20 protein-coding genes are annotated in these 20,269 nt (G+C 50.1%); 10 read left to right on the top strand and 10 right to left on the bottom strand.

The window, feature by feature from the left end; all coding sequences use genetic code 11:
- The first annotated feature begins 7 nt into the window (after positions 1–7).
- Both flhB and cckA read left to right on the top strand, forming a co-directional pair.
- Positions 8–1,093 (top strand): flagellar biosynthesis protein FlhB, encoded by a 1,086-nt coding sequence (gene flhB, locus AC2D8L_RS02640; RefSeq protein ID WP_484683903.1) that lies wholly within the window; start codon positions 8–10, stop codon positions 1,091–1,093.
- Between the two features lie 187 nt (positions 1,094–1,280).
- Positions 1,281–3,839: a cell cycle histidine kinase CckA gene (cckA, locus tag AC2D8L_RS02645; protein ID WP_484685141.1), complete on the top strand. Its 2,559-nt coding sequence runs from the start codon at positions 1,281–1,283 to the stop codon at positions 3,837–3,839.
- Between the two features lie 24 nt (positions 3,840–3,863).
- Here cckA and AC2D8L_RS02650 read toward each other — a convergent pair whose 3' ends face one another.
- On the bottom strand, positions 3,864–4,919 hold the full coding sequence (locus AC2D8L_RS02650) for a DUF418 domain-containing protein (protein ID WP_484683904.1): 1,056 nt from the start codon (positions 4,917–4,919) through the stop codon (positions 3,864–3,866).
- 302 nt (positions 4,920–5,221) lie between these two features.
- Between AC2D8L_RS02650 and recA the strand changes: the two genes are divergently transcribed.
- Together recA and alaS are read left to right on the top strand one after the other, a co-directional pair.
- On the top strand, positions 5,222–6,319 hold the full coding sequence (recA, locus tag AC2D8L_RS02655; protein ID WP_484683905.1) for a recombinase RecA: 1,098 nt from the start codon (positions 5,222–5,224) through the stop codon (positions 6,317–6,319).
- 213 nt (positions 6,320–6,532) lie between these two features.
- Positions 6,533–9,190, top strand: a complete 2,658-nt coding sequence (alaS, locus tag AC2D8L_RS02660) for an alanine--tRNA ligase (RefSeq protein WP_484683906.1) — start codon at positions 6,533–6,535, stop codon at positions 9,188–9,190.
- Here the strand turns inward: alaS and AC2D8L_RS02665 are convergent.
- The 3 genes from AC2D8L_RS02665 to AC2D8L_RS02675 all read right to left on the bottom strand — a co-directional run bounded on the left by AC2D8L_RS02665 (position 9,187) and on the right by AC2D8L_RS02675 (position 11,536).
- Positions 9,187–10,164 (bottom strand): glycerophosphodiester phosphodiesterase family protein, encoded by a 978-nt coding sequence (locus AC2D8L_RS02665; protein ID WP_484683907.1) that lies wholly within the window; start codon positions 10,162–10,164, stop codon positions 9,187–9,189. The genes alaS and AC2D8L_RS02665 overlap by 4 nt on opposite strands.
- Positions 10,165–10,225: 61 nt before the next feature.
- Positions 10,226–10,951 (bottom strand): head GIN domain-containing protein, encoded by a 726-nt coding sequence (locus AC2D8L_RS02670; RefSeq protein WP_484683908.1) that lies wholly within the window; start codon positions 10,949–10,951, stop codon positions 10,226–10,228.
- Positions 10,952–11,047: 96 nt separating this feature from the next.
- Positions 11,048–11,536 (bottom strand): GFA family protein, encoded by a 489-nt coding sequence (locus AC2D8L_RS02675; RefSeq protein WP_484683909.1) that lies wholly within the window; start codon positions 11,534–11,536, stop codon positions 11,048–11,050.
- A gap of 107 nt (positions 11,537–11,643) precedes the next feature.
- Here AC2D8L_RS02675 and AC2D8L_RS02680 point away from each other — a divergent pair, with 107 nt between their 5' ends.
- Complete coding sequence (locus AC2D8L_RS02680; RefSeq protein ID WP_484683910.1) at positions 11,644–12,804, top strand: cyclic nucleotide-gated ion channel; 1,161 nt, start codon at positions 11,644–11,646, stop codon at positions 12,802–12,804.
- A gap of 53 nt (positions 12,805–12,857) precedes the next feature.
- Here AC2D8L_RS02680 and AC2D8L_RS02685 read toward each other — a convergent pair whose 3' ends face one another.
- The gene (locus AC2D8L_RS02685; protein WP_484683911.1) at positions 12,858–14,069 is read right to left on the bottom strand and encodes an NADP-dependent isocitrate dehydrogenase; all 1,212 of its coding nucleotides are present in this window, start codon (positions 14,067–14,069) and stop codon (positions 12,858–12,860) included.
- 174 nt (positions 14,070–14,243) lie between these two features.
- On the opposite strand from AC2D8L_RS02685, the gene AC2D8L_RS02690 reads away from it, so the two are divergent.
- The 3 genes from AC2D8L_RS02690 to hpt all read left to right on the top strand — a co-directional run bounded on the left by AC2D8L_RS02690 (position 14,244) and on the right by hpt (position 16,690).
- Positions 14,244–14,681 (top strand): MarR family winged helix-turn-helix transcriptional regulator, encoded by a 438-nt coding sequence (locus AC2D8L_RS02690; RefSeq protein WP_484683912.1) that lies wholly within the window; start codon positions 14,244–14,246, stop codon positions 14,679–14,681.
- Positions 14,682–14,753: 72 nt separating this feature from the next.
- Positions 14,754–16,040, top strand: a complete 1,287-nt coding sequence (gene fabF / locus AC2D8L_RS02695; protein ID WP_484683913.1) for a beta-ketoacyl-ACP synthase II — start codon at positions 14,754–14,756, stop codon at positions 16,038–16,040.
- A gap of 110 nt (positions 16,041–16,150) precedes the next feature.
- Positions 16,151–16,690: a hypoxanthine phosphoribosyltransferase gene (gene hpt / locus AC2D8L_RS02700; RefSeq protein WP_484683914.1), complete on the top strand. Its 540-nt coding sequence runs from the start codon at positions 16,151–16,153 to the stop codon at positions 16,688–16,690.
- A gap of 50 nt (positions 16,691–16,740) precedes the next feature.
- Here the strand turns inward: hpt and AC2D8L_RS02705 are convergent, their stop codons facing one another.
- Positions 16,741–17,178, bottom strand: coding sequence for an MAPEG family protein (locus AC2D8L_RS02705; RefSeq protein ID WP_484683915.1), 438 nt, complete (start codon positions 17,176–17,178; stop codon positions 16,741–16,743).
- Positions 17,129–17,473 carry a hypothetical protein gene (locus AC2D8L_RS02710; RefSeq protein WP_484683916.1) on the bottom strand — a complete coding sequence of 115 codons (345 nt, stop codon included), beginning with the start codon at positions 17,471–17,473 and terminating at the stop codon, positions 17,129–17,131. The genes AC2D8L_RS02705 and AC2D8L_RS02710 overlap by 50 nt, the downstream gene beginning before the upstream one ends.
- 79 nt (positions 17,474–17,552) lie before the next feature.
- On the opposite strand from AC2D8L_RS02710, the gene AC2D8L_RS02715 reads away from it, so the two are divergent.
- Positions 17,553–18,149, top strand: a complete 597-nt coding sequence (locus AC2D8L_RS02715; protein ID WP_484683917.1) for a TetR/AcrR family transcriptional regulator — start codon at positions 17,553–17,555, stop codon at positions 18,147–18,149.
- Between the two features lie 4 nt (positions 18,150–18,153).
- On the opposite strand, the gene AC2D8L_RS02720 is transcribed toward AC2D8L_RS02715, so the two are convergent.
- Positions 18,154–18,894 carry an AraC family transcriptional regulator gene (locus AC2D8L_RS02720; RefSeq protein ID WP_484683918.1) on the bottom strand — a complete coding sequence of 247 codons (741 nt, stop codon included), beginning with the start codon at positions 18,892–18,894 and terminating at the stop codon, positions 18,154–18,156.
- A gap of 84 nt (positions 18,895–18,978) precedes the next feature.
- On the opposite strand from AC2D8L_RS02720, the gene AC2D8L_RS02725 reads away from it, so the two are divergent.
- Positions 18,979–19,515 (top strand): peroxiredoxin-like family protein, encoded by a 537-nt coding sequence (locus AC2D8L_RS02725; RefSeq protein WP_484683919.1) that lies wholly within the window; start codon positions 18,979–18,981, stop codon positions 19,513–19,515.
- Between the two features lie 13 nt (positions 19,516–19,528).
- Here the strand turns inward: AC2D8L_RS02725 and AC2D8L_RS02730 are convergent, their stop codons facing one another.
- Both AC2D8L_RS02730 and AC2D8L_RS02735 read right to left on the bottom strand, forming a co-directional pair.
- The gene (locus AC2D8L_RS02730) at positions 19,529–19,864 is read right to left on the bottom strand and encodes a TfoX/Sxy family protein (RefSeq protein WP_484683920.1); all 336 of its coding nucleotides are present in this window, start codon (positions 19,862–19,864) and stop codon (positions 19,529–19,531) included.
- Positions 19,864–20,262: a GFA family protein gene (locus AC2D8L_RS02735; RefSeq protein WP_484683921.1), complete on the bottom strand. Its 399-nt coding sequence runs from the start codon at positions 20,260–20,262 to the stop codon at positions 19,864–19,866. The genes AC2D8L_RS02730 and AC2D8L_RS02735 overlap by 1 nt, the downstream gene beginning before the upstream one ends.
- Positions 20,263–20,269: the final 7 nt, after the last annotated feature.

Consider the following 20,269-nt stretch of genomic DNA (forward strand, 5'->3'; position numbering starts at 1 on the left):
CGCACATATGGCTGATCAACCGGACAAGTCCGAGAAAACCGAGGACCCCTCCGACAAAAAACTCGATGATGCGCATAAGAGAGGGGATGTCGCAAAAAGCCAAGAAGTGACCACTTGGTTTATGATGGTGGGTACGGCGCTTGTGTTTTCCCTAATGGCGCCCATCACGGCGTCCAACCTTATGGCCCAGCTAAAAATGATCTTTGTAAATGCCCATCAGATTGAAGTTGGTGGGGCGGCATTTGCAACATTTTGGCAAAACCTTTCGGGAACCGTGATGGTTGTTGCGGTTGTGCCGCTGTTGATTATGGCATTGTTTGCATTGGCTGCGAACCTCGCCCAGCATCGCCCGGTTTGGTCGCTAGACCCGATTAAGCCCAAATTTTCAAAAGTTTCGCCATTAGCTGGGGCCAAGCGTTTGTTTTCATCCGAAGCCCTGGTGAATTTCGGCAAAGGACTGGCCAAGCTGACCATCGTTTCCTTGATTATGTTTTGGGTGATGTGGCCTGAGCGGGATCGCTTGGACACTATCATTACCGCCGACCCGTCTATGATTTTGCCGGTTTTCCAAGAGTTGGGCATCAAGATCATTCTTGCGACGCTGGCTGTTCTAACCGTTATTGCTGGTTTGGATTTTATGTATCAGCGCAATAAATGGTGGGAAAAACAAAAAATGACCATCAAGGAAGTGCGCGACGAGTACAAGCAGATGGAAGGTGACCCCAAGGTTAAGGCTAAAATTCGTCAGTTGCGGGCGGAACGAGGGCGCTCCCGCATGATGGCAGATGTGCCTGACGCAAGCGTCGTGATCACCAACCCGACCCACTATGCGATTGCCTTGAAATACGAGCAGGGCATGCCCGCCCCGGTTTGCGTGGCAAAAGGTATGGACGCCGTTGCGCTTAAAATACGTGAGATTGCCGGTGAGCACGAAATTCCGATTGTTGAAAATCCACCTTTGGCGCGTGCGCTGCATGCTAGTGTGGAGATCGAAGAACCCGTGCCAGCAGAGCATTTCAAAGCAGTGGCGCAGGTCATTGGATATGTGATGCAATTGCGCAAATCCAGGTCTTGGAATGCCAAGAAATCGTGATATGGCAAACTTAAATTCTTAAAACGCGAAAAGTTGCTGCGCAAAGCCGTGAATTAATGAATAATGTCTTAAAGCTTGCTTGAATCGGGCTGGTTTGATGATGTTGTTTAAGCAAAACAACACCGCGATTCTGGCGCAAATGTGCACAAAGTCGACGTGCTAAACAAATAGGGGCAGGTCAATGTCCATGACACCGCTGACACAAGATAGTTATCCACAACCAACTACCCGTGCCCGTCTTGGTGGGAACGGTGTTTGGCGTGTCATTTTATTGTCCGCAATATTTGTCGGTTTGGCCGTGGTCTATTCCATTTATGGCAGTCAGATTTCTTCTGACATGCTTTTGCTGGTGTTGGCCGTTTTGGCGGTCATCGGCGTGTTCTGTTTGTTTGGTCTAGCGGCTGGCCTGTTTAAACTCTCCCGTACGAATGATGGACCCGCGCTGCAGAGCGCGATTGTGGACAGTTTGGAATATGGCGCAGTTGTTGCCGACCGTGAGGGGCGAATTGTCTACGCCAACGCCGCGTATGGCGAATTGATTTCGGGTCTTGATCGGAATTCTGTTGTTAGCGTGCCGCGCCTTTTTGCCAGTGCAGCGGAAGCAAGCGAAGCGATCTATCGACTATCCCGCGCCGCACAAGACGGGCGTCGCGCGGTTGAAGACATCAGGCTAACCGACGGGCCAACATTTGGTAAGGCAAGCAATGGGCCGGTTTGGTATCGGGTTGGCGTACATGGTTTGCCTGAAGTCGAAGGCACAAACGGCAAAAAGCTTGTTTTATGGTCGGTTGAAGACATTTCGCGCGACCGGGAACGGCAAGAAAGCATTTTCCTAGAGTTGCAAAAAGCAATTGATTATTTGGATCATGCGCCGGCGGGTTTCTTTTCGACAGATGGCCGCGGAAAGCTTCAATATCTCAACGCGACATTGGCCAATTGGCTGGATTACGATCTAGCTGAATTTGACGTTGGTGCGCTCAGCCTTTCAGAAATTGTGCGCGGTGATGGGTCTGGTCTACTGCTCGGTGGCAGTAGTGATGGGCAAATTAAGACCGAAGTTATCGACATTGATTTGGTGAAGCGCGATGGCACCAATTTGCCAGTCCGGCTTTTGCACCGTGCGGCGCGATTGGCAGAGGGGGATTTGGGCGAAACGCGCACATTGGTGCTCGACCGGTCGCCTGGCGTTGATGCATCTGAAGAATTGCGCAATGCTGAAGTGCGGTTCTCGCGGTTCTTCAACGATACGCCGTTTGCAATTGCTGGCCTTGATGGTGACGGTAAAGTAGTGCGTACCAATGCGCCCTTTATGCGCACATTCGATAATGAGCATGGTGAGAAGGCCACAGAAGGCTTGCCGCTGACCGATTTGTTGAGCCCTGAAACGCAAGTCAAGTTTGCCGCGGCCATGGAAGCTGCGAAATCCAACCAGTCGCTTATTGAGCCCGTAGATACCGTTTTGGCCGCCAATGAAGACCGAAGTGTTCGGCTTTATATTACCGGTATTGCTGATGGTGCGGATAGCGACGAGCGGGTGATTGTTTATGCGCTTGATACAACCGAACAGCGGGTGCTGGAGCAACAGTTCGCGCAAAGCCAAAAAATGCAGGCCGTTGGCCAACTGGCGGGCGGCATCGCGCACGACCTCAACAATATTCTAACGGCAGTTATTGGGTTCTCTGATCTTTTGCTGCTCAACTTGCGGCCAAATGATCCTTCGTTCAAAGACACGATGGAGATCAAACAAAACGCCAACCGGGCAGCCGGATTGGTGCGTCAGTTGCTGGCATTTTCTCGCCGTCAGACACTTCGGCTTGAAGTGCTTGAAGTTTCGCTGTTGGTTGATGACCTTACCGTGCTCTTTAAGCGCTTGATCGGAGACAGCATCAACTTGTCCGTTGATCACGCGCCCCATATTTGGCCTGTGCGGGCTGATCATATTCAGCTTGAGCAAGTGGTTATCAATCTTGTGGTGAATGCCCGCGATGCGATGCCTGAGGGCGGTGACGTCAAAATTCGCACGCGCAATGTTGAAGAGGCTGAAGCAGCGACGTTTGATTATCGGGGCATGCCTGCGGCTGATTATGTGCTGATTGAAGTGGCAGACACTGGAACCGGTATTCCGCCAGAAGTGTTGGCCAAGATTTTTGAACCGTTTTTCACCACCAAAGATATTGGCAAAGGCACCGGCCTTGGCCTTTCAACCGTTTATGGAATTGTGAAACAAACCGGTGGCTTTATCTATGCGGACACAGAAATTGATTTAGGCACCACCTTCAAAATATTCTTGCCGCGATATATGGAAAGAGCTGAGCTGGTTGCCGAACCTGAGCAAGAACAGTCTGCCAAAACAAAGGTGCGCGACCTTACAGGTAAAGAGCGTATCTTGATCGTAGAAGATGAAGACAGCGTGCGAGCATTTGCAGCCAGAGCTTTGGCATCCGCTGGTTATGTGGTGCATGAAGCGGACAGCGGCGTTGAAGCGCTAGATGTGCTTGAAGAAATCGACGGTGAAGTGGAATTGTTGATTTCTGACGTTGTGATGCCTGAAATGGACGGGCCGACTTTGCTGACCCATATGCGCGAGCGTTACCCAGAAATCAAAGTGATATTTGTTTCTGGTTATGCGGAAGAGAATATTCGCAAAGGGCTTGAAGATGACAGCAGTGTTGATTTTCTTGCCAAACCATTTTCGCTCAAACAATTGGCACAGAAGGTGAAAACCGTATTGAGTGGCAGCGAATAGCTACTACCTTGTGTTTGTTGCGCATCACTCGCCGGTGGTGCGCCGCATCAACTCTTCCAATGGCCCGCGACTAAACCGTTTTCGCCAAAAATAGACGAATAGTGTGGATAGGCCGACAAATATTATGGCTGCCCAAAATGAGGTTGCGGGTGTTTGGGTTGCGACCAGACCAATTGCTGCAATTGCATTTGTGCCCATTATGATGTGTGCAAAATATAGCGTTAATGTTTGCTGCCCGGTTTGGCACAAGAGGTGAAGAGCGGAATTACCGTAGGCTGCCTTAGGCACCAATAAACAAAGACCAATCACGAACATCGCCGCACTTAAACCGTTCAGCATGAAAAATGGGCCGGGAGGTATGGGGCTAGTTGCAAAAAATTGTGCCAATTCCTCGCCAAGGATAGGCACAAGCGTTGTTATCGTTTGTGCGCTACTGACGGGGACCAAGGCCAAACCAATTGCCCCTAAAATGGTCAAACGTAGCGCGTTAATGGGTTGTGATAGATCGTTTTTTGCCAGGAATATGCCAAAACTGAAAAAGCCCAGCCATGGGATGACGGGGTGCCAGCCATTGAAGAACAGATTGCGGATAAAACCGTTTATTGTCCAAAAGCCTGAATAGTGCAGCGTTTCCCAGTTCCAGCCGATATCGTAATCAACGAACAAGTTTAGGGCAGGGAACGCGAGGATCAGCGCCGCAGTGATGCCTAGCAGCGGCATCGGGCCAAGAGGCAATAACCAAATGCCGAGCGCGAAATAAAATGCATAATAGTGGATGATATCCGCATCAAATATGGTCAGATTTATCAGGCCGATGACCAGCAAGAACGCAGACCGTTTTAGCATGGTAAAGTGAAACCCTGTCCGCTTGGAGTTTCCTGCAGCAAGAGTAACACCCACACCTGCCAATACGACAAATAGCGCAGCGGCTTTTCCTTCAAGTAAGATGAGAATGTCGGCAATTATGCTGGCATGAACCAGAGATGGATCGGTCATCACGACGTTGAAATTCACAATGACCATGCCCGTGAACGCGAAAAACCGTGCCAAATCTAGTCCATGTAAACGCTCATTTTTCATATAGCACTCGAATGATATTTAATAGAACAATCATTCGCATATAAGAGTGATTCTTGCCAATTCAAGCCGATTTGATGATTTGCCTGACATAGGGCGGGAGCAACATTTCGTGTACACTTGGCTATTCAAAATGGCGATTTGAGAACAAAGAAGGAATAAAAATCACTTTTCCCTTATATCTCAGATAGATAGAATGCTTGACTTCGGTCGTGAAATATGAGAACAAATATAGTACAAAATATAAAAATAGATTGTCCCGACGGATTGCATGACGACGTTGGTTTTGGAATAAGGAGAAGGTAATGGCTAATTCTCAACTTCGTGTTGTCGAGGGGGGTTCTATGGATAAGAACAAAGCGTTGGAAGCGGCATTGTCGCAGATCGAACGGAATTTTGGTAAGGGTTCAATTATGAAGCTGGGTGAAAACTCAGCTGTCGAAGTTGAATCAGTTCCCACCGGCTCATTGGGGTTAGATATTGCCTTGGGCATTGGTGGTTTACCACGCGGACGGATCGTCGAGGTTTTTGGCCCAGAAAGTTCAGGTAAAACCACCTTAGCATTGCATGCAATCGCTGAGGCTCAAAAGGCCGGTGGTATTTGCGCGTTCGTTGATGCGGAACATGCGCTGGATCCGGTTTATGCCCGCAAGCTTGGCGTCAATATCGATGATTTACTGATATCACAGCCGGACACTGGCGAGCAGGCGCTGGAAATTACAGACACATTGGTTCGCTCTGGCGCGATTGATTTGTTGGTTATCGATTCTGTTGCAGCGCTTACGCCAAAGGCAGAACTTGAAGGCGAAATGGGCGATTCATTGCCGGGTCTACAAGCGCGATTGATGAGCCAAGCGATGCGTAAGTTGACGGGGTCTATTTCTCGCTCGAAAACGATGGTTCTTTTCATCAACCAAATTCGGATGAAAATTGGCGTGATGTTTGGTTCCCCAGAAACGACAACTGGTGGTAACGCGCTTAAGTTTTACGCCTCAGTTCGCCTCGACATTCGACGCATCGGCGCGATTAAAGATCGCGACGAAGTTGTGGGTAACCAGACGCGTGTGAAAGTTGTGAAAAACAAGCTTGCACCACCATTCCGTCAGGTTGAGTTCGACATTATGTATGGTGAAGGCATTTCCAAAACCGGTGAACTGCTCGATTTAGGGGTAAAAGCTGGTATTGTTGAAAAGTCTGGGTCTTGGTTCTCTTATAATAGCGAACGGCTAGGTCAGGGGCGGGAAAACTCACGTCAGTTCCTGAAAGATAATCCGCATCTAGCTTATGAAATTGAATCTGGTGTGCGCGAGAGTGCAGGGCTATTGACCGATAACATGATTGCACCGCCTGAAAAGAAAGATGATGACGACGATCCTGCATTGATCGAAGTTGATAAAAAGTAGACTGCTTGGTTTTTCGGCTGCACCTTTTACGTTGTTCAAGCCGCAAAATTGATAATCCTCACCAGAAACGTCGGCCAGTGGTCGGCGCTTTTGTTTTGATATTGTAGGGTTGAGACATTCGACATGCTGGACAGCCGGGTTTGGGCCATGTAAAAACGGCAAAACGTCAACAGCCTCAATTGTTTTGGGGCACCCAACCATCCGGCAGGCATTATGAGTAGCGTCAACCAAATCCGCTCGAAGTTCATCGACTATTTCAAGCAAAATGGCCACGCCGAAGTTGCCTCTGGCCCATTGGTGCCACAGAACGATCCAACCTTGATGTTCACAAATTCAGGTATGGTGCCGTTCAAAAACGTCTTTACCGGCCTTGAAAAACGTCCCTATACAACTGCGACCTCAGCACAAAAATGCGTACGCGCAGGCGGCAAGCATAATGACTTGGATAATGTCGGTTTCACGGCGCGTCACCACACTTTCTTTGAGATGATGGGTAACTTTTCATTCGGTGACTATTTCAAGGAAAATGCCATCGAGTTGGCGTGGAACCTGATCACCAAGGAATATGGACTTCCTGTCGAAAAACTGGTTGTGACTGTTTATCACGATGATGACGAAGCGTTTGATCTTTGGAAAAAGATCGCAGGTCTACCTGACGACAAGATCATCCGCATCGCGACGGCCGACAATTTTTGGTCCATGGGCGACACCGGTCCCTGTGGTCCATCATCGGAGATCTTCTATGACCATGGCGACCACATTTGGGGTGGCCCTCCAGGATCTGTGGAAGAAGATGGCGACCGTTTCATTGAGATTTGGAATTTGGTGTTCATGCAATATGAGCAACATGCCAGCGGCGAACGGACCAATTTGGCCAGCCAGTCAATTGATACCGGCATGGGGCTCGAGCGTTTTGCGGCTTTGTTGCAAGGTACCCATGACAATTACGAAACTGACATGTTCAAAAACCTTATCGGTGCGGTCGCTAATGCGACAAATACCGATATTGGTGACAGGGGCGATCAAAGCCGCCGTGTAATTGCTGACCATTTGCGCTCTATGTCGTTTTTGATTGCCGAAGGTGTTCTGCCGTCAAACGAGGGGCGTGGATATGTTTTGCGCCGGATCATGCGTCGCGCGATGCGTCATGCCACGTTGCTGGGTACAGACAAACCGGTCATTCATTCCGTTGTGCCATCGCTTGTTCGGGAAATGGGCCAAGCTTATCCGGAGTTGGTGCAGGGCGAGCATATGATTGCTGAAACAGTCCGGCTTGAAGAAGAGCGGTTTCTTAAAACATTGAGCCGTGGACTTTCTATTCTCGAAGAAGAAAGTGCCGACTTGGCCGACGGTGATGTGCTTGAAGGCCGCACGGCGTTTAAGCTTTATGATACCTATGGTTTTCCGCTTGATCTGACACAAGATGCATTGCGTCAGCGCAATATTGAAGTGGATCAAGCTGGTTTTGATGCAGCAATGGAAGCGCAGAAGGCTGAGGCACGCGCTAATTGGAGCGGTTCAGGTGATGCTGCGAATGAAACAGTGTGGTTTGAGATTGCTGACAAGGCGGGCACCACTGAGTTTTTGGGTTACGAGCATGAGCGGGCCGAAGGCGAAGTAACCGCAATCGTTAAAGATGGCGAACAAGTTGGTGAGTTGAAGGTCGGCGATGAAGGGCTTTTGGTTGTCAACCAAACGCCGTTTTATGCTGAAAGCGGCGGGCAGACGGGCGATCAGGGTAAAGCGGTTGCCGAGGGCTTTGATGCGGATGTGACCAACACGACAAAGCATGTTGGCAAAGTGTTTGCCCATGCGGTGAAGGTCAATTCAGGCACGCTCAAAATTGGTGATGCGGTAGACTTGCGCGTTGATACCAAGCGTCGTGGCGCTATTCGTGCCAACCACTCGGCAACGCACTTGCTGCATGAAGCATTGCGCGAAACATTGGGCACGCACGTGGCGCAAAAAGGGTCATTGGTTGCACCTGATCGTTTGCGCTTTGATTTCTCGCACACGAAATCTGTTAGCCAAGAAGAGATCGCCAATATTGAGCGATTGGCCAATGCGATTATTTTGCAAAATGCACCGGTGGAAACTCGGCTGATGGGCGTTGATGACGCCCGCGAGGCAGGTGCTATGGCATTGTTTGGTGAAAAATACGGCGACGAAGTTCGTGTTGTATCAATGGGCACCGCAATTGAGGGCGACAAAGCAGGGTCGACATATTCGATGGAGCTTTGCGGGGGCACACATGTGCGCAACACCGGCGAAATTGGCTTGGTGAAGGTTGTTCAAGAAAGTGCGGTGGCCTCGGGCGTCCGCCGCCTTGAAGCTTTGACCGCAGACGGCGCACTTTCTTATCTTGGAGAGCAGGACCGCACAGTAAAGGACATTGCTGAGCGATTAAAAGTTGCCCCACGTGATGCATTGTCGCGCCTTGATGCACTGATTGATGAGCGTAAACAGCTCGAAAAACAATTGAGTGATGCACGTCAAAAATTGGCAATGGGTGGTGGCGCAGAAGGCGAGGCAGGTCCTGAAGACATTGACGGCGTTGCTTTTGTAGGTCGTGTTGTTGAAGGCATCCCGACACGTGAATTGCGTGGTTTGGTTGACCAGGGCAAAGATCAAGTCAAATCAGGTATTGTCGCCATTGCCGGGGTTTCGGAAGATGGAAAAGCGGGCATTGCTGTTGGCATAACCGACGACTTGAAAGACAAGTTCAGCGCTGTCGATTTTGTAAAGATCGGTGTTGAGGCCGTCGGCGGCAAAGGCGGCGGTGGTCGTCCGGACATGGCACAGGGTGGCGGGCCAGACGGCGCCAAAGCCAGTGCGGCAATTGATGCCATTCGTTTAGCGATAGGCAGCTAGTCAGCAACTGAGGCGAGATGCGGGCCAATCACTTCAATTCGATTGGTCCACACATACCCATCAAAGCTTTTTGGTATCATGCCAAGCTGTTCAATACTGTCAATTCCGGCGGAGCCTGGATCGGTTATCGACATTGGACCCAGTAAGATGACCTTGGACCCAGCGTCGCGCAAACGTTGCTGAAAGCGATTTGGCCATCCCCACAGAGCCCAAGCATAATTGGCAGGCACAGCGACAAATTTGTTGCGACAGGTTTCGGGCACTATGCCAGTCCATCCATATGAAAAATATTCGATCAAGCACTGTTTGGTTTGCTCTTTAGTATAGCCCAGCATGTGGGCTTGAGTTTTCAGTACATAATTGGTCGGCTTCGCCCCGCCATAGACGCCGAATATTTGTTGTTTTGTGGCCGGTTGATCTTCCAAAAATGCCGACAATGCCTTGCCTTCATCGGCGTTATTGCTTTTGAAATTAATGAGAAATTGTTGATTTGGAAACTGGGCCAGGAACTCTGCAAGCTCGGGCATCTTGCCGACATGTTTGCCACGCAGGGGGTATGTTTTGCCGTTATCTGCTGTGTAACCGAAGCCGATATCCAGTTTTTGCAGTTCAGCCATTGAACTGTTGTGGGTAACACCGGATCCGTTGGTGCGGCAATCTAACGTCCAATCGTGAAAAACGGCGAATTTGCCGTCCGTAGTCAGGTGGATGTCAATTTCGACCACATCAGCGCCCGCGGCAAAGGCCGCCTTTGCCGACGCTGGCGTGTTCTCCAGCAACTCATGGGTTGGTGGGTAAATTCGTGAAGCGGTGCAGGTATCACGCTTGAGGTTTTCACGGCTGTAGGTTTGGTGCACGCCTCGGTGACTGAGTAATTTGGCCTGCGGATTTTCAGGTTCTGGGGCCAGTGTGGAACTGTTCCAAGCCCAAACGCTAGCCACAATAATAATTGGAAATAGAATACGCTTTTTCAAAGTTCCCTCGCGCAGCAATGCCGCGCGAGTAGAGTTCTAAATTTAGACAAGAGCGTGGCAATCAGTTGGAAATTTGGATGCTGCCGCCAAATGTTTGATCGATTTCAGTTCTTGTTGGCGAACCAGAAATGTCTACACTACCGCCGGTAGATGCTGACGCCTTTAAGTCACCATTCGCTTGGACGCCAATGCTTGCGCCGGTGTTGACGCCAAGCGTAACATTTTGACAATCCAAGCCAGCGGCTTCTATTTCGGATCCAGTTGATGCTTCAATTTTCAGCATTTCGCAATTGCCGCGGGCAGTTAGGTCCGCACCGCTAGATGCGTCCAGAGTAAGCGAGCCATAATTCAGCTGGTCAGTCATAAGGCTGGCGCCACTCTCCGCTTTCAGATCTAGCCGACCACCTTCAAAATTTCCAATGTGCAAGCCAGAACCAGATTCGGCCACCGCTTCAACTAAGATGGGCATGCTTACATTTACTTTTGGGGTGCTTTTGGAATCGGACCACGAAAATACTGCGCCGAAGAGGTTTTCTGATTTGCGTCGGATGATCAGACGACCGTCTTTAACTTCGAATTCTAGCTTGTCGAAGTGCTTAACGTTATTAGCAACCGCTTCAACGCTGAACTTGTCGGCCTGCGTTACCTTAACATTCATACCGCTCTGGGATTCGATTTTGTCGAATTTTGTAAAATCAAATGTGCGGGTTTCATCGGCGTTTGCAGCCAATATACCTGTAGCGACTAAAGGGATGGCCAAGGCAATTGATTTTGTTGTGCGGGACATTGTGAACTCCTGTGATTTTATGCCCCTGATATGGCAGCGTCTGTGTGAAGTTCAAGCAACATTCGGCACAAAAAAATTGTTTGTATGACTTGAAATTTACGACATCACAACCGTGTGATCACTCAGAATGTGGGGTGTGTGCTTTTTCCCGGTCTGCGGATCCGCGGTATGTCTGTCATAAAGTTGGAAAAATGCAGGCAAAATATCGCCCTTGAGCGCAGAACCAGTGAAAATGTGCCGCGCGTTGTCTGGCGTTCTTGTGTACCAATCCGCCTCATTAAACGTGCCGCCAAACACACCAACAACTTCAGGAAAGCGTTCGAACGTTTGAAAAAGTTTGGTCCCGCATGTGCCGCAAAAGTTGATGTTGAGCGCCATTTTACTGAAGTCAGAAATATGGGTGTAGATTTTGGGGGTACCGCGGACGGTATTAACGCTTTCTCGCCTGAAAATGGGTTCAAGCAGATAGGCTGAACCAGTGGAGCGTTGGCACATTTTGCAGTGGCAAATCGTCGTATGGATTGGCAATTCGGTTGCGGCGACTTGTATTTCGCCGCATAAACATTGAGCGGTTTGAGTGTGCATGTTGTACCCTCTTGGCTGTGCGCGCTTGCTTCGTGAGAAGCTGGGATTCTCAAGTTGATCAAGGCCGCATGAACTGCATATTGACGTGAATGACCGGGGTTGGGAAGATGCAACGCACTGGCTTACTTTATTGGCGCCGCAGGGTTTTTGAAATTCTGGAGCCTTCTGCAGGTGGGGATCGTGCTTCCCTAATTAGCGACGTGGTCATTGTTTCGCTGATTTTTCTAAATGCTTTCGCCTTTGTGATGGGCACCGTGGATAGTTTTCGGCTGCTGTTTGGCACAGTGCTGGACATCGTTTTGTATGGATCAATTTTCGTGTTCTCGTTGGAATATGTCGCACGCGTGTGGGTTTCTGTAGAACATCCTTTGCGCCGTGATGGCCATCCAGTTTGGGCGCGACTGCGCTATATGATGACGCCGATGGCGCTGATTGATCTGATTGCGATCTTGCCATTCTACTTCAGTTTCCTCGGTGGTTTAGACTTGCGCATATTGCGGGTGCTCAGCATGTTGCGGTTTTTGCGCATTGCGCGCTATTCCTCTGCATTCCAGCTGTTCGGCCGTGTTTTGCGACGCGAAGCGCGTTCGCTTACGGGCGTATTGCTAATTTTGATTGCGTTGATGCTTGTTGCCGCATCAGGCATGTACGCAATTGAGGGGGGTGCCCAACCGGAACAGTTTGGCGATATCCCATCCGCCATGTGGTGGGCGATGGCGACACTGACGACTATTGGATATGGCGACGTTACCCCGATCACCCCTTACGGAAAATTGTTCGCCGGCTTGGTGATGATTTTTGGGGTCGGTGTGTTTGCCCTGCCGGTTGGTATCTTGTCGACCGGGTTCGCGATGGAGTTCAATCAGCGCAATTTTGTTGTGACGTGGAACATGCTTTCAAAAGTACCGATGTTTGCAAAGTTAGAAGCTGGCGAAATAGCGGAAATTATGGAGTTGTTGAAGTCGCGACATGTAGGGCGGGGCACTATGATTGTACGCGACGGCGACGTTACGGACGCGATGTATTTTGTGGTGGCTGGAGAAGTTGAGGTAAAGACGGGCGGGCAAACATTGATGCTAAGCGCAGGCGACCATTTTGGCGAAACGGCATTGCTGGCGCAAGATGCGAATAAGCTGTGGGCCAAGACCACAAGTGTTTGCGATTTACTGGAATTGGATGCGCGGGACTTCAACAATCTGTTGAACCAAAACCCTCATCTGGCGAAAGACTTTGAGGCACTTGCGATTAAGCGATTATCGCCGAACTAAAAGGCCGCCCGCAGAATATGCAGGCGGCTTGAAATTTTTACAAAGAAGTGGGTTTAGCCCATCGCTTTTTGCAAGTTGGTGTCGATTGCTTCAAGGAAGCCAATTGTTGTGAGCCACTCTTGCTCTGGACCGACAAGCAATGCCAAATCTTTGGTCATTTGGCCGCCTTCAATGGTTGCAATCACTGTTTCTTCCAGTGTTTGCGCGAAGTTTGCCAAGGCCTCGTTGTCATCCAACTTGGCGCGGTGAGCTAGACCACGTGTCCAAGCGAAGATTGACGCAGTTGAGTTGGTTGACGTCGCTTCACCTTTTTGGTGCTGGCGGTAGTGACGTGTCACCGTGCCGTGTGCAGCTTCAGATTCAACAGTTTTGCCGTCTGGAGACATCAAAACAGAAGTCATTAGACCCAGAGAACCAAAGCCTTGCGCAACGATGTCTGACTGTACGTCGCCATCATAGTTCTTACAGGCCCAAACATAACCGCCAGACCATTTAAGGGCTGAGGCAACCATGTCGTCGATCAAGCGGTGTTCGTACCAGATTTTCTTTTCAGCATATGCATCAGCAAATTCTGCATCGAAGATTTCTTGGAACAGGTCTTTGAAACGGCCGTCATAGACCTTCAAAATCGTGTTCTTTGTTGAAAGGTAGCAAGGCACACCGCGCTGCAGCGCATAGTTCATGGAAGCGCGTGCAAAGTCTTTGATTGAATCGTCCAAGTTGTACATGGCCATTGCCACGCCAGAACTTGGGGCATCAAACACTTCATGTTCGATTTCTGCGCCGTCGTCGCCAACAAACTTGATTGAAAGTTTGCCTTTGCCCGGGAATTTAAAGTCTGTTGCGCGGTACTGATCGCCAAAAGCGTGACGGCCAACAATGATTGGCTGTGTCCAACCTGGGACCAGACGTGGCACGTTTTTACAAATGATTGGCTCGCGGAAGATAACACCACCAAGGATGTTACGGATCGTGCCGTTTGGTGAACGGTACATGCGCTTCAGGCCGAATTCTTCAACACGGTCTTCGTCAGGTGTAATGGTCGCGCATTTTACGCCAACGCCGTGTTCTTTGATCGCGTTCGCAGCATCAACCGTGATTTGGTCATCTGTTGCATCGCGAGATTCGATGCCCAAATCGTAATAGTGCAGATCCACATCAAGATATGGGTGGATGAGTTTGTCTTTAATGAACTGCCAGATGATCCGTGTCATCTCGTCGCCGTCGAGCTCGACGATTGGGTTGGCTACCTTGATTTTGTCCATGGGATACTCCGCGATGCGTTGGTTGAATGGGGAGGCCGGTATGTGGGGTACAGGCATTCGCAGCCCCTATAGCACTACATTGAAGAAACGCAAAGTGCTGGCCTTGAATTGGTGTGAATGCATTGGATGCGATTCACATCTTGACATTGTGTAGATACACAGTACCTTTTCGATATGGAATCTGAAATTGAAAAGTGTTTGTTGCGAAATACGCGTGCCGCTGCCCGGGTGATGACTCGTCGATTTGCAGAACATATGCGCGAATTTGATGTTTCAACCGAACAGTTTTCGCTTATCGCCTCGCTTGTGGGCACCGAACACAACTCCGTTTCCGCGCTGGCTGAGTTTCTGGCCATTGAACGCACGACATTGACCCGAAATTTAGCGCTGCTGGAGAAAAAAGGTCTGGTGAAATTGGTCGCTGCCAAGAAGGGCAATGCACGGGTTGTGGAATTGACTGAAGCTGGGCTGAATTTGATGGATCAAATGATCCCATATTGGCGCGAAGCACAACAACTTGCATTTAAGCAAGTCACCCGCGAAGAGGTGGACCAAGCCTTAGATGTGTTGCGCCGCATTACTGCTGAACTCTCACGCGGTGACACCGTTTAACGTACAAAATACCATCATGGCAGGGCGCTATTTGCATGCTCTCTTAAAGACATAATCAAGACTGGAAATTAAATGACAATTTTAGATGCGAAATCTGATCCGATCGTTGTGACTGGAATGGGCGCGGTGACGCCGCTCGGCGTGGGCGTCGATGTGAACTGGGAACGATTGCTCGCAGGTAAGAGTGGCGTAGTTCGGCACAATCGCTTCGATACAGAACAGTTTGGCACCAAGATTGCAGGCGTTGTGCCAGCCAAAGCTGATGACGAGCACGGCTTTGCCGCAGAAGACCATATTTCGCCAAAAGACATCAAGAAGATGGACATCTTCATTCAATACGGCATGGCGGCAGCAACAGAAGCGTTGGCGCAAGCGGGATGGGCACCCCAAACCGACCATGACAAAGAACGAAGTGCGATTATTATTGCAACCGGCGTTGGTGGTTTTCCAGCCATGACGGCGGCAACGCGAATTGTGGATGCGCGCGGCCCAAGGCGCTTATCACCTTTCGTGGTGCCATCTTTCCTTGCCAATTTGGCGACAGGCCATATTGCGATTAGGCACCAATTGAAGGGACCTTCCGGCGCGCCAGTCACCGCCTGTGCTGCTTCCGCGCAGGCCATTGGCGATGGCATGCGGCTTCTTCTAACAGGCGAAGCAGATGTCGCGGTATGTGGTGGCGCAGAAGCGTGTGTGGACCCGGTTTCGATTGGCGGATTTGGCGCAGCTAAGGCGTTGGTCACCAAATATAATGACGAGCCAGCGCGCGCGTCTCGGCCATTCGATAAAGATCATGCTGGATTTGTGTTGTCTGAAGGCTCAGCTGTGTTGGTGCTTGAACGTTTAAGCCATGCAGAAAAGCGCGGCGCGACGCCGTTGGCCATCGTTTCTGGATATGGCACCACGGGTGATGCGTTTCACCTCACTGCATCGTCGCCAGACGGTGAGGGCGGTCAACGGGCCATGAAGCAAGCACTACGTATGGCCAAATTGGAGCCCAAAGATATCAGCTATATCAATGCACACAGTACGTCGACGCCCGTTGGAGACGCCGCAGAAATTGCTGGCATTTCTGCTGTGTTTGACGGTCGCGGCAAGGACTTGCCTGTTACCTCAACTAAGTCATCCACCGGGCATTTGCTCGGCTCAGCTGGTGCTATTGAAGCCATCTATTCCATATTGGCCATTCGCAACAATATTGTGCCAGCGGGGATGAATATTGATGACCCCGATCCTGCAGCTGACAGGTTTGAACTTTCACCAAACAAACCGACTGAATGGGACATAAAGCACGTCCTTTCAAACGGGTTTGGCTTTGGTGGCGTAAATGCCAGTTTGATTTTTAGTGAGTTGAACTAGAACGAACCCGTTGGAATGTGACGGTCCACAGCGATGTCTGTGGATCACTGATGTGGGTTGGTGACAAGCGAATTGGGTCTGTTAAGCTCTCTTTTTAAGTGAGGGGCACCATGGACCATTCAAATTATGTGATTGACCGGATGATTTCGGCCAAATCGATTGCGGCGCGGGTCGAGGCGTTGGCGACTGAAATTGAAACAACTTTCGCCGGCACCGACAAGCTGATCGTTGTTGGTCTTTTACGTGGTTCATTTGTGTTCATTTCTGACTTGGTGCGTGAGCTGGATCTGCCGGTTGAGGTTGATTTCCTTGAGGCATCATCTTATGGCGACAGCACAGAATCTTCGCGGGAAGTGCGTATTTTGAAAGATTTGCGCGGCGAAATTGAAGGCCGTGATGTGCTGGTGGTTGAGGATATCGTCGATACTGGGCACACACTGACCCATGTTTTGGGTATGCTCAAATCTCGCAAGCCAAAACGACTTGAGGTTTGTGCGTTGCTGGACAAGCCGACACGTAGGGAAGTGGATATCAAAGCGACTTGGACAGGCTTTGAAATTCCAGACGAATTTGTTGTTGGCTATGGCATTGACTATGCACAACGAAACCGCAATTTGCCCTATATTGGGAAAGTTCGCTTCACTTCATAATTGCCAGAAGTAAAAGGCGGCGCGAGCGATGTTGCCCGCGCCAAAAGCTCTCAGTTGATTATCAAAGTTACCGCTGCAGCCATCATCAGGCCCGCTGTGCCGCCGGCTGAAACGAAACGTCCCACTTTTTTCCACATTGGGGCGTCCATTGTGTCGAAAAGGATGACCGGGTGGAGCAAGCGCAATATCACAAGCGTAATGCCATACGCATTTAGCCAGTAGTGTTCGACGCCCTTTAACTCCAACAAGATGAGCAGCAGAACGGCCATTGCCGCATATTCGGACAGATTACCAAATCGGCGGACATTTAGGGCGAGTTCGCGTTTTCCGTCGCTGCCAAGGGCCAACCCAAATTTTCCTCTTAAGATGCCGACATATGTGGATAGGATCGCCATGATGATGGCGATCAGCGCCGCATAAAGGGGGGAGACTGTTAGTTCAGCCGTTCGAATTTCTCCTGATTTGTGCGAGTTTATGTGTAATTTCAAGCAGTTGCGACCAGCGATCTTGATTGGTTTCCCCGATCACAATCCAATCTTTCATGGGTGGCTTTGACTTAAATGGCGCAAGGTGCTGCCAATCCGTTGGGCCCAACTCTTCGATATCGAAGTCACGGCCGATTTTGCAGCCAAGTCCAACTCTGCCGCCCTTCGTTGAATAAAAGGCGAACACTTTGCCTTGAAGCGTCAGGGCAGGCGCCGACATCATTTTGCCGGGCGCAACGTCGCCGTTTGCATTGCAAAAGTCAGTAGAGATTTTGTCCCAATGTTCGCGTAGTTTCATAGTGCCACCCAAAAGAGTTATCTTGCGGCAACCTAAAAATAATTATACATGTTAGTCAACATGTATTTGAGGATAGATGATGCGACTGAAAAAAGAAGCGAAGCAAAAGCTGACCGAAAAAATACGAAATGGTGCCGCGGCGGCCTTTAGATTGGGGGGGTATCATCAGATCAATTTGGATGGATTGATGAAAGAATCTCAGCTCACCCGTGGCGCGTTTTATTCGCACTTTAAGTCAAAATCTGAATTGTTTGCTGGGGTAGTTCGGTATGAGCATCCCTTGCTCAAAATGCTGGCACGTCGGGATGGAGAAACTGCAGGGCAGTTGCGGGACCAAATGCTTGAAATATTTGACGGTTATCTATCACCAGAGCATCTTGAAGACGTGTTTTTGGGCTGCTCAGTTGCGGCATTGACCGGTGATGTCGCGCATGCAGATGAACAGTCAAAAGAGGGTTTTGGCGAGGCGTTTGACGATATAGTTCGGGAGATGGCGCGGGGGCAAGATTGTGCACCAACCCAGTTTGCACCAACTTTGATTCTCGCCGCGGGTGCCGTTACCACAGCCCATGCAATGGGCTCAGACGATCAGCGTGCTCAAACGCTGAATATTGCCCATAAGCATGTGAAAATGATGCTTGAAGATTTGTGCAACGATGAAGGCAAAGGCGTTTGACCGGCTAAATTGCTGCGCTGACCGCAGCTTTGGGCCGGGTGCCAAATTGTTTTAAATAGGCACGGGAAAAGGCATCTGGTGCCTTATAGCCATATCGATTTGCGACGCGATCGACCCGTTCGCCGCGTTCGATGTCGATACGGGCCAGCATAAGCCGCCATCGCCGGAGATATCCAGCGGGTGTTTCACCCACAAGGGTTGAAAACAGTTCCTTGAAGCGGCTGTGTGACAGGCCTGCGACCACGGCTAAGTCAGCATTTTGCCATTGGTGGCCCGGCTTTTCGTGCATCGCGACGATGGCGGCGCTGATGCGCGGGTTGGCCAGTCCGGCCAAAAGTCCTGGTGTGGTGGTGCCTTTGTCGATCTGAAGACGCAAAATTCGAACCACCAAGACTTCGCCTAATCGACTAAGCACGGCGCTGGAGCCGCAGCGGTTTGCATTGTGCTCAAGGGACAGAAGCGAAACCAAATTGTCCAAATCGTCGTTGGCAAGAATATGCTCCACAACTTGGGCTGGCAAAGCTGTGCGCAACGGGTTTGTTTGGGTCCCGAAATCAACATAAAGCGAAAAGAGCACGTTGCGCCCCTGCGGGTTGATGCCGATATTGCGTGGCGAGAACTCCAACAGCTTCTGCCCGGTTTTTGGGTCGTCAAATGCAGCCAAGTTTGACGCGGAGAGCGGAACTGGATGGGCACGCAGGCGAAAATGATCTAGCAGCGAACTTAAGCGGTCAAGTTTTGGCATTTAGGCTCTTTAGTTGGAAAAATCGGACCAATACCATTCTAAAGGCTGGTACACCTTTGTGCAACCGAATGAGGAGAAATTGATATGTTGATGCCAAGAAAGAAGGTTCCGAACCTGAATGTTGCAACGCTCGACCATGGACAGTTTAGTCTTGAGGCGGAAAAGGGCGAGCGTGGTACGTTGGTGTGTTTTTATCGCGGCTATCATTGCCCGATTTGCGCAAAGTACCTGACCGAACTTGACCGCTTGGTGCCTGAATTTGCAGAACGTGGCGTGAATGTTGTTGCGATCAGCGCAGACCAAGAAGACCGAGCCCGGATGATGGCTGACAAAATCGAAACCAAAAATTTGCGCTTTGGTTATGGGGTGCCATTGGCGGAAGCGAAAGACTGGGGCCTGTTTATTTCAACGTCCCGCGGCAAAACGTCGATTGGTGTTGAAGAGCCAGAATTGTTCTCTGAGCCGGGCGTGTTTCTGGTTTCACCAGATCAGTCACTGTATTTTGGTATTGTGCAAACAATGCCGTTTGTGCGGCCGAACTTTAAAGAATTGTTGGGTGCATTGGACTTTGCAATCGCCAACAATTACCCCGCGCGAGGTGAGTATGACGGAGAAGTATAGACCGCTTTGACCTCTATTTTGGCGGCAGGGCACCCACAAACTCTGTCGCCAATGCGATCCATTTCGCGAGTGCTTCGTCTTCTTCGATGGCATCTGGCGCCACATGTATGAAGCCTTTCATCACCTTGCCGGTAAAGTCCATAACGCTTGCGCCGGGGCGGGTTAGGGCTTCTTCATAAAGGTCGGGGCCAACGCGGGCCATCAACGTGCCGTCCTTGTGGGGGCCGACAAGCATGTTGCCGTTGAGCATGAATGCAACACCGCCAAACATTTTCTTTTCAACAACATTGGGATCTTCGCCAATGATGGTGCGGATGCGGGCTGCTAGGGCGTCTCGTTCTTCGCTCATTACATTAACTCATGTTTTTCAATTGTCTCGTCGATTGGATCCCACTTCTTACGAAGTGAATTATACAGAATAACATCTGGCTTAAACCAATCAGACTCATCGAACGCGCCGACGGAAACCCCAATGGCGCCAGGCGTTTTGGAATTTTCAGCAAACAGACGCGAGCCGCATTCTGGGCAGAAGTGTCGGGTTCGGGTGGTGCCTGCATCCGAAATAGATTGATGGGATTTTGTTGTGCCAGAAATTTTGACGTCACTTTTTTTGAAGAAGGCGTGAACGACATGGCCCGTTCCGGTAACCCGGCGACATGCTTCGCAATGACATTGCGCCATTCTGACCGGGTCAGCATCTACTTCAAATGTCACAGCGCCACAAAAGCATTGGCCAGTTTTTGCCATCGAATGT

The organism is Maritalea sp. YIW29, assembly GCF_057219265.1.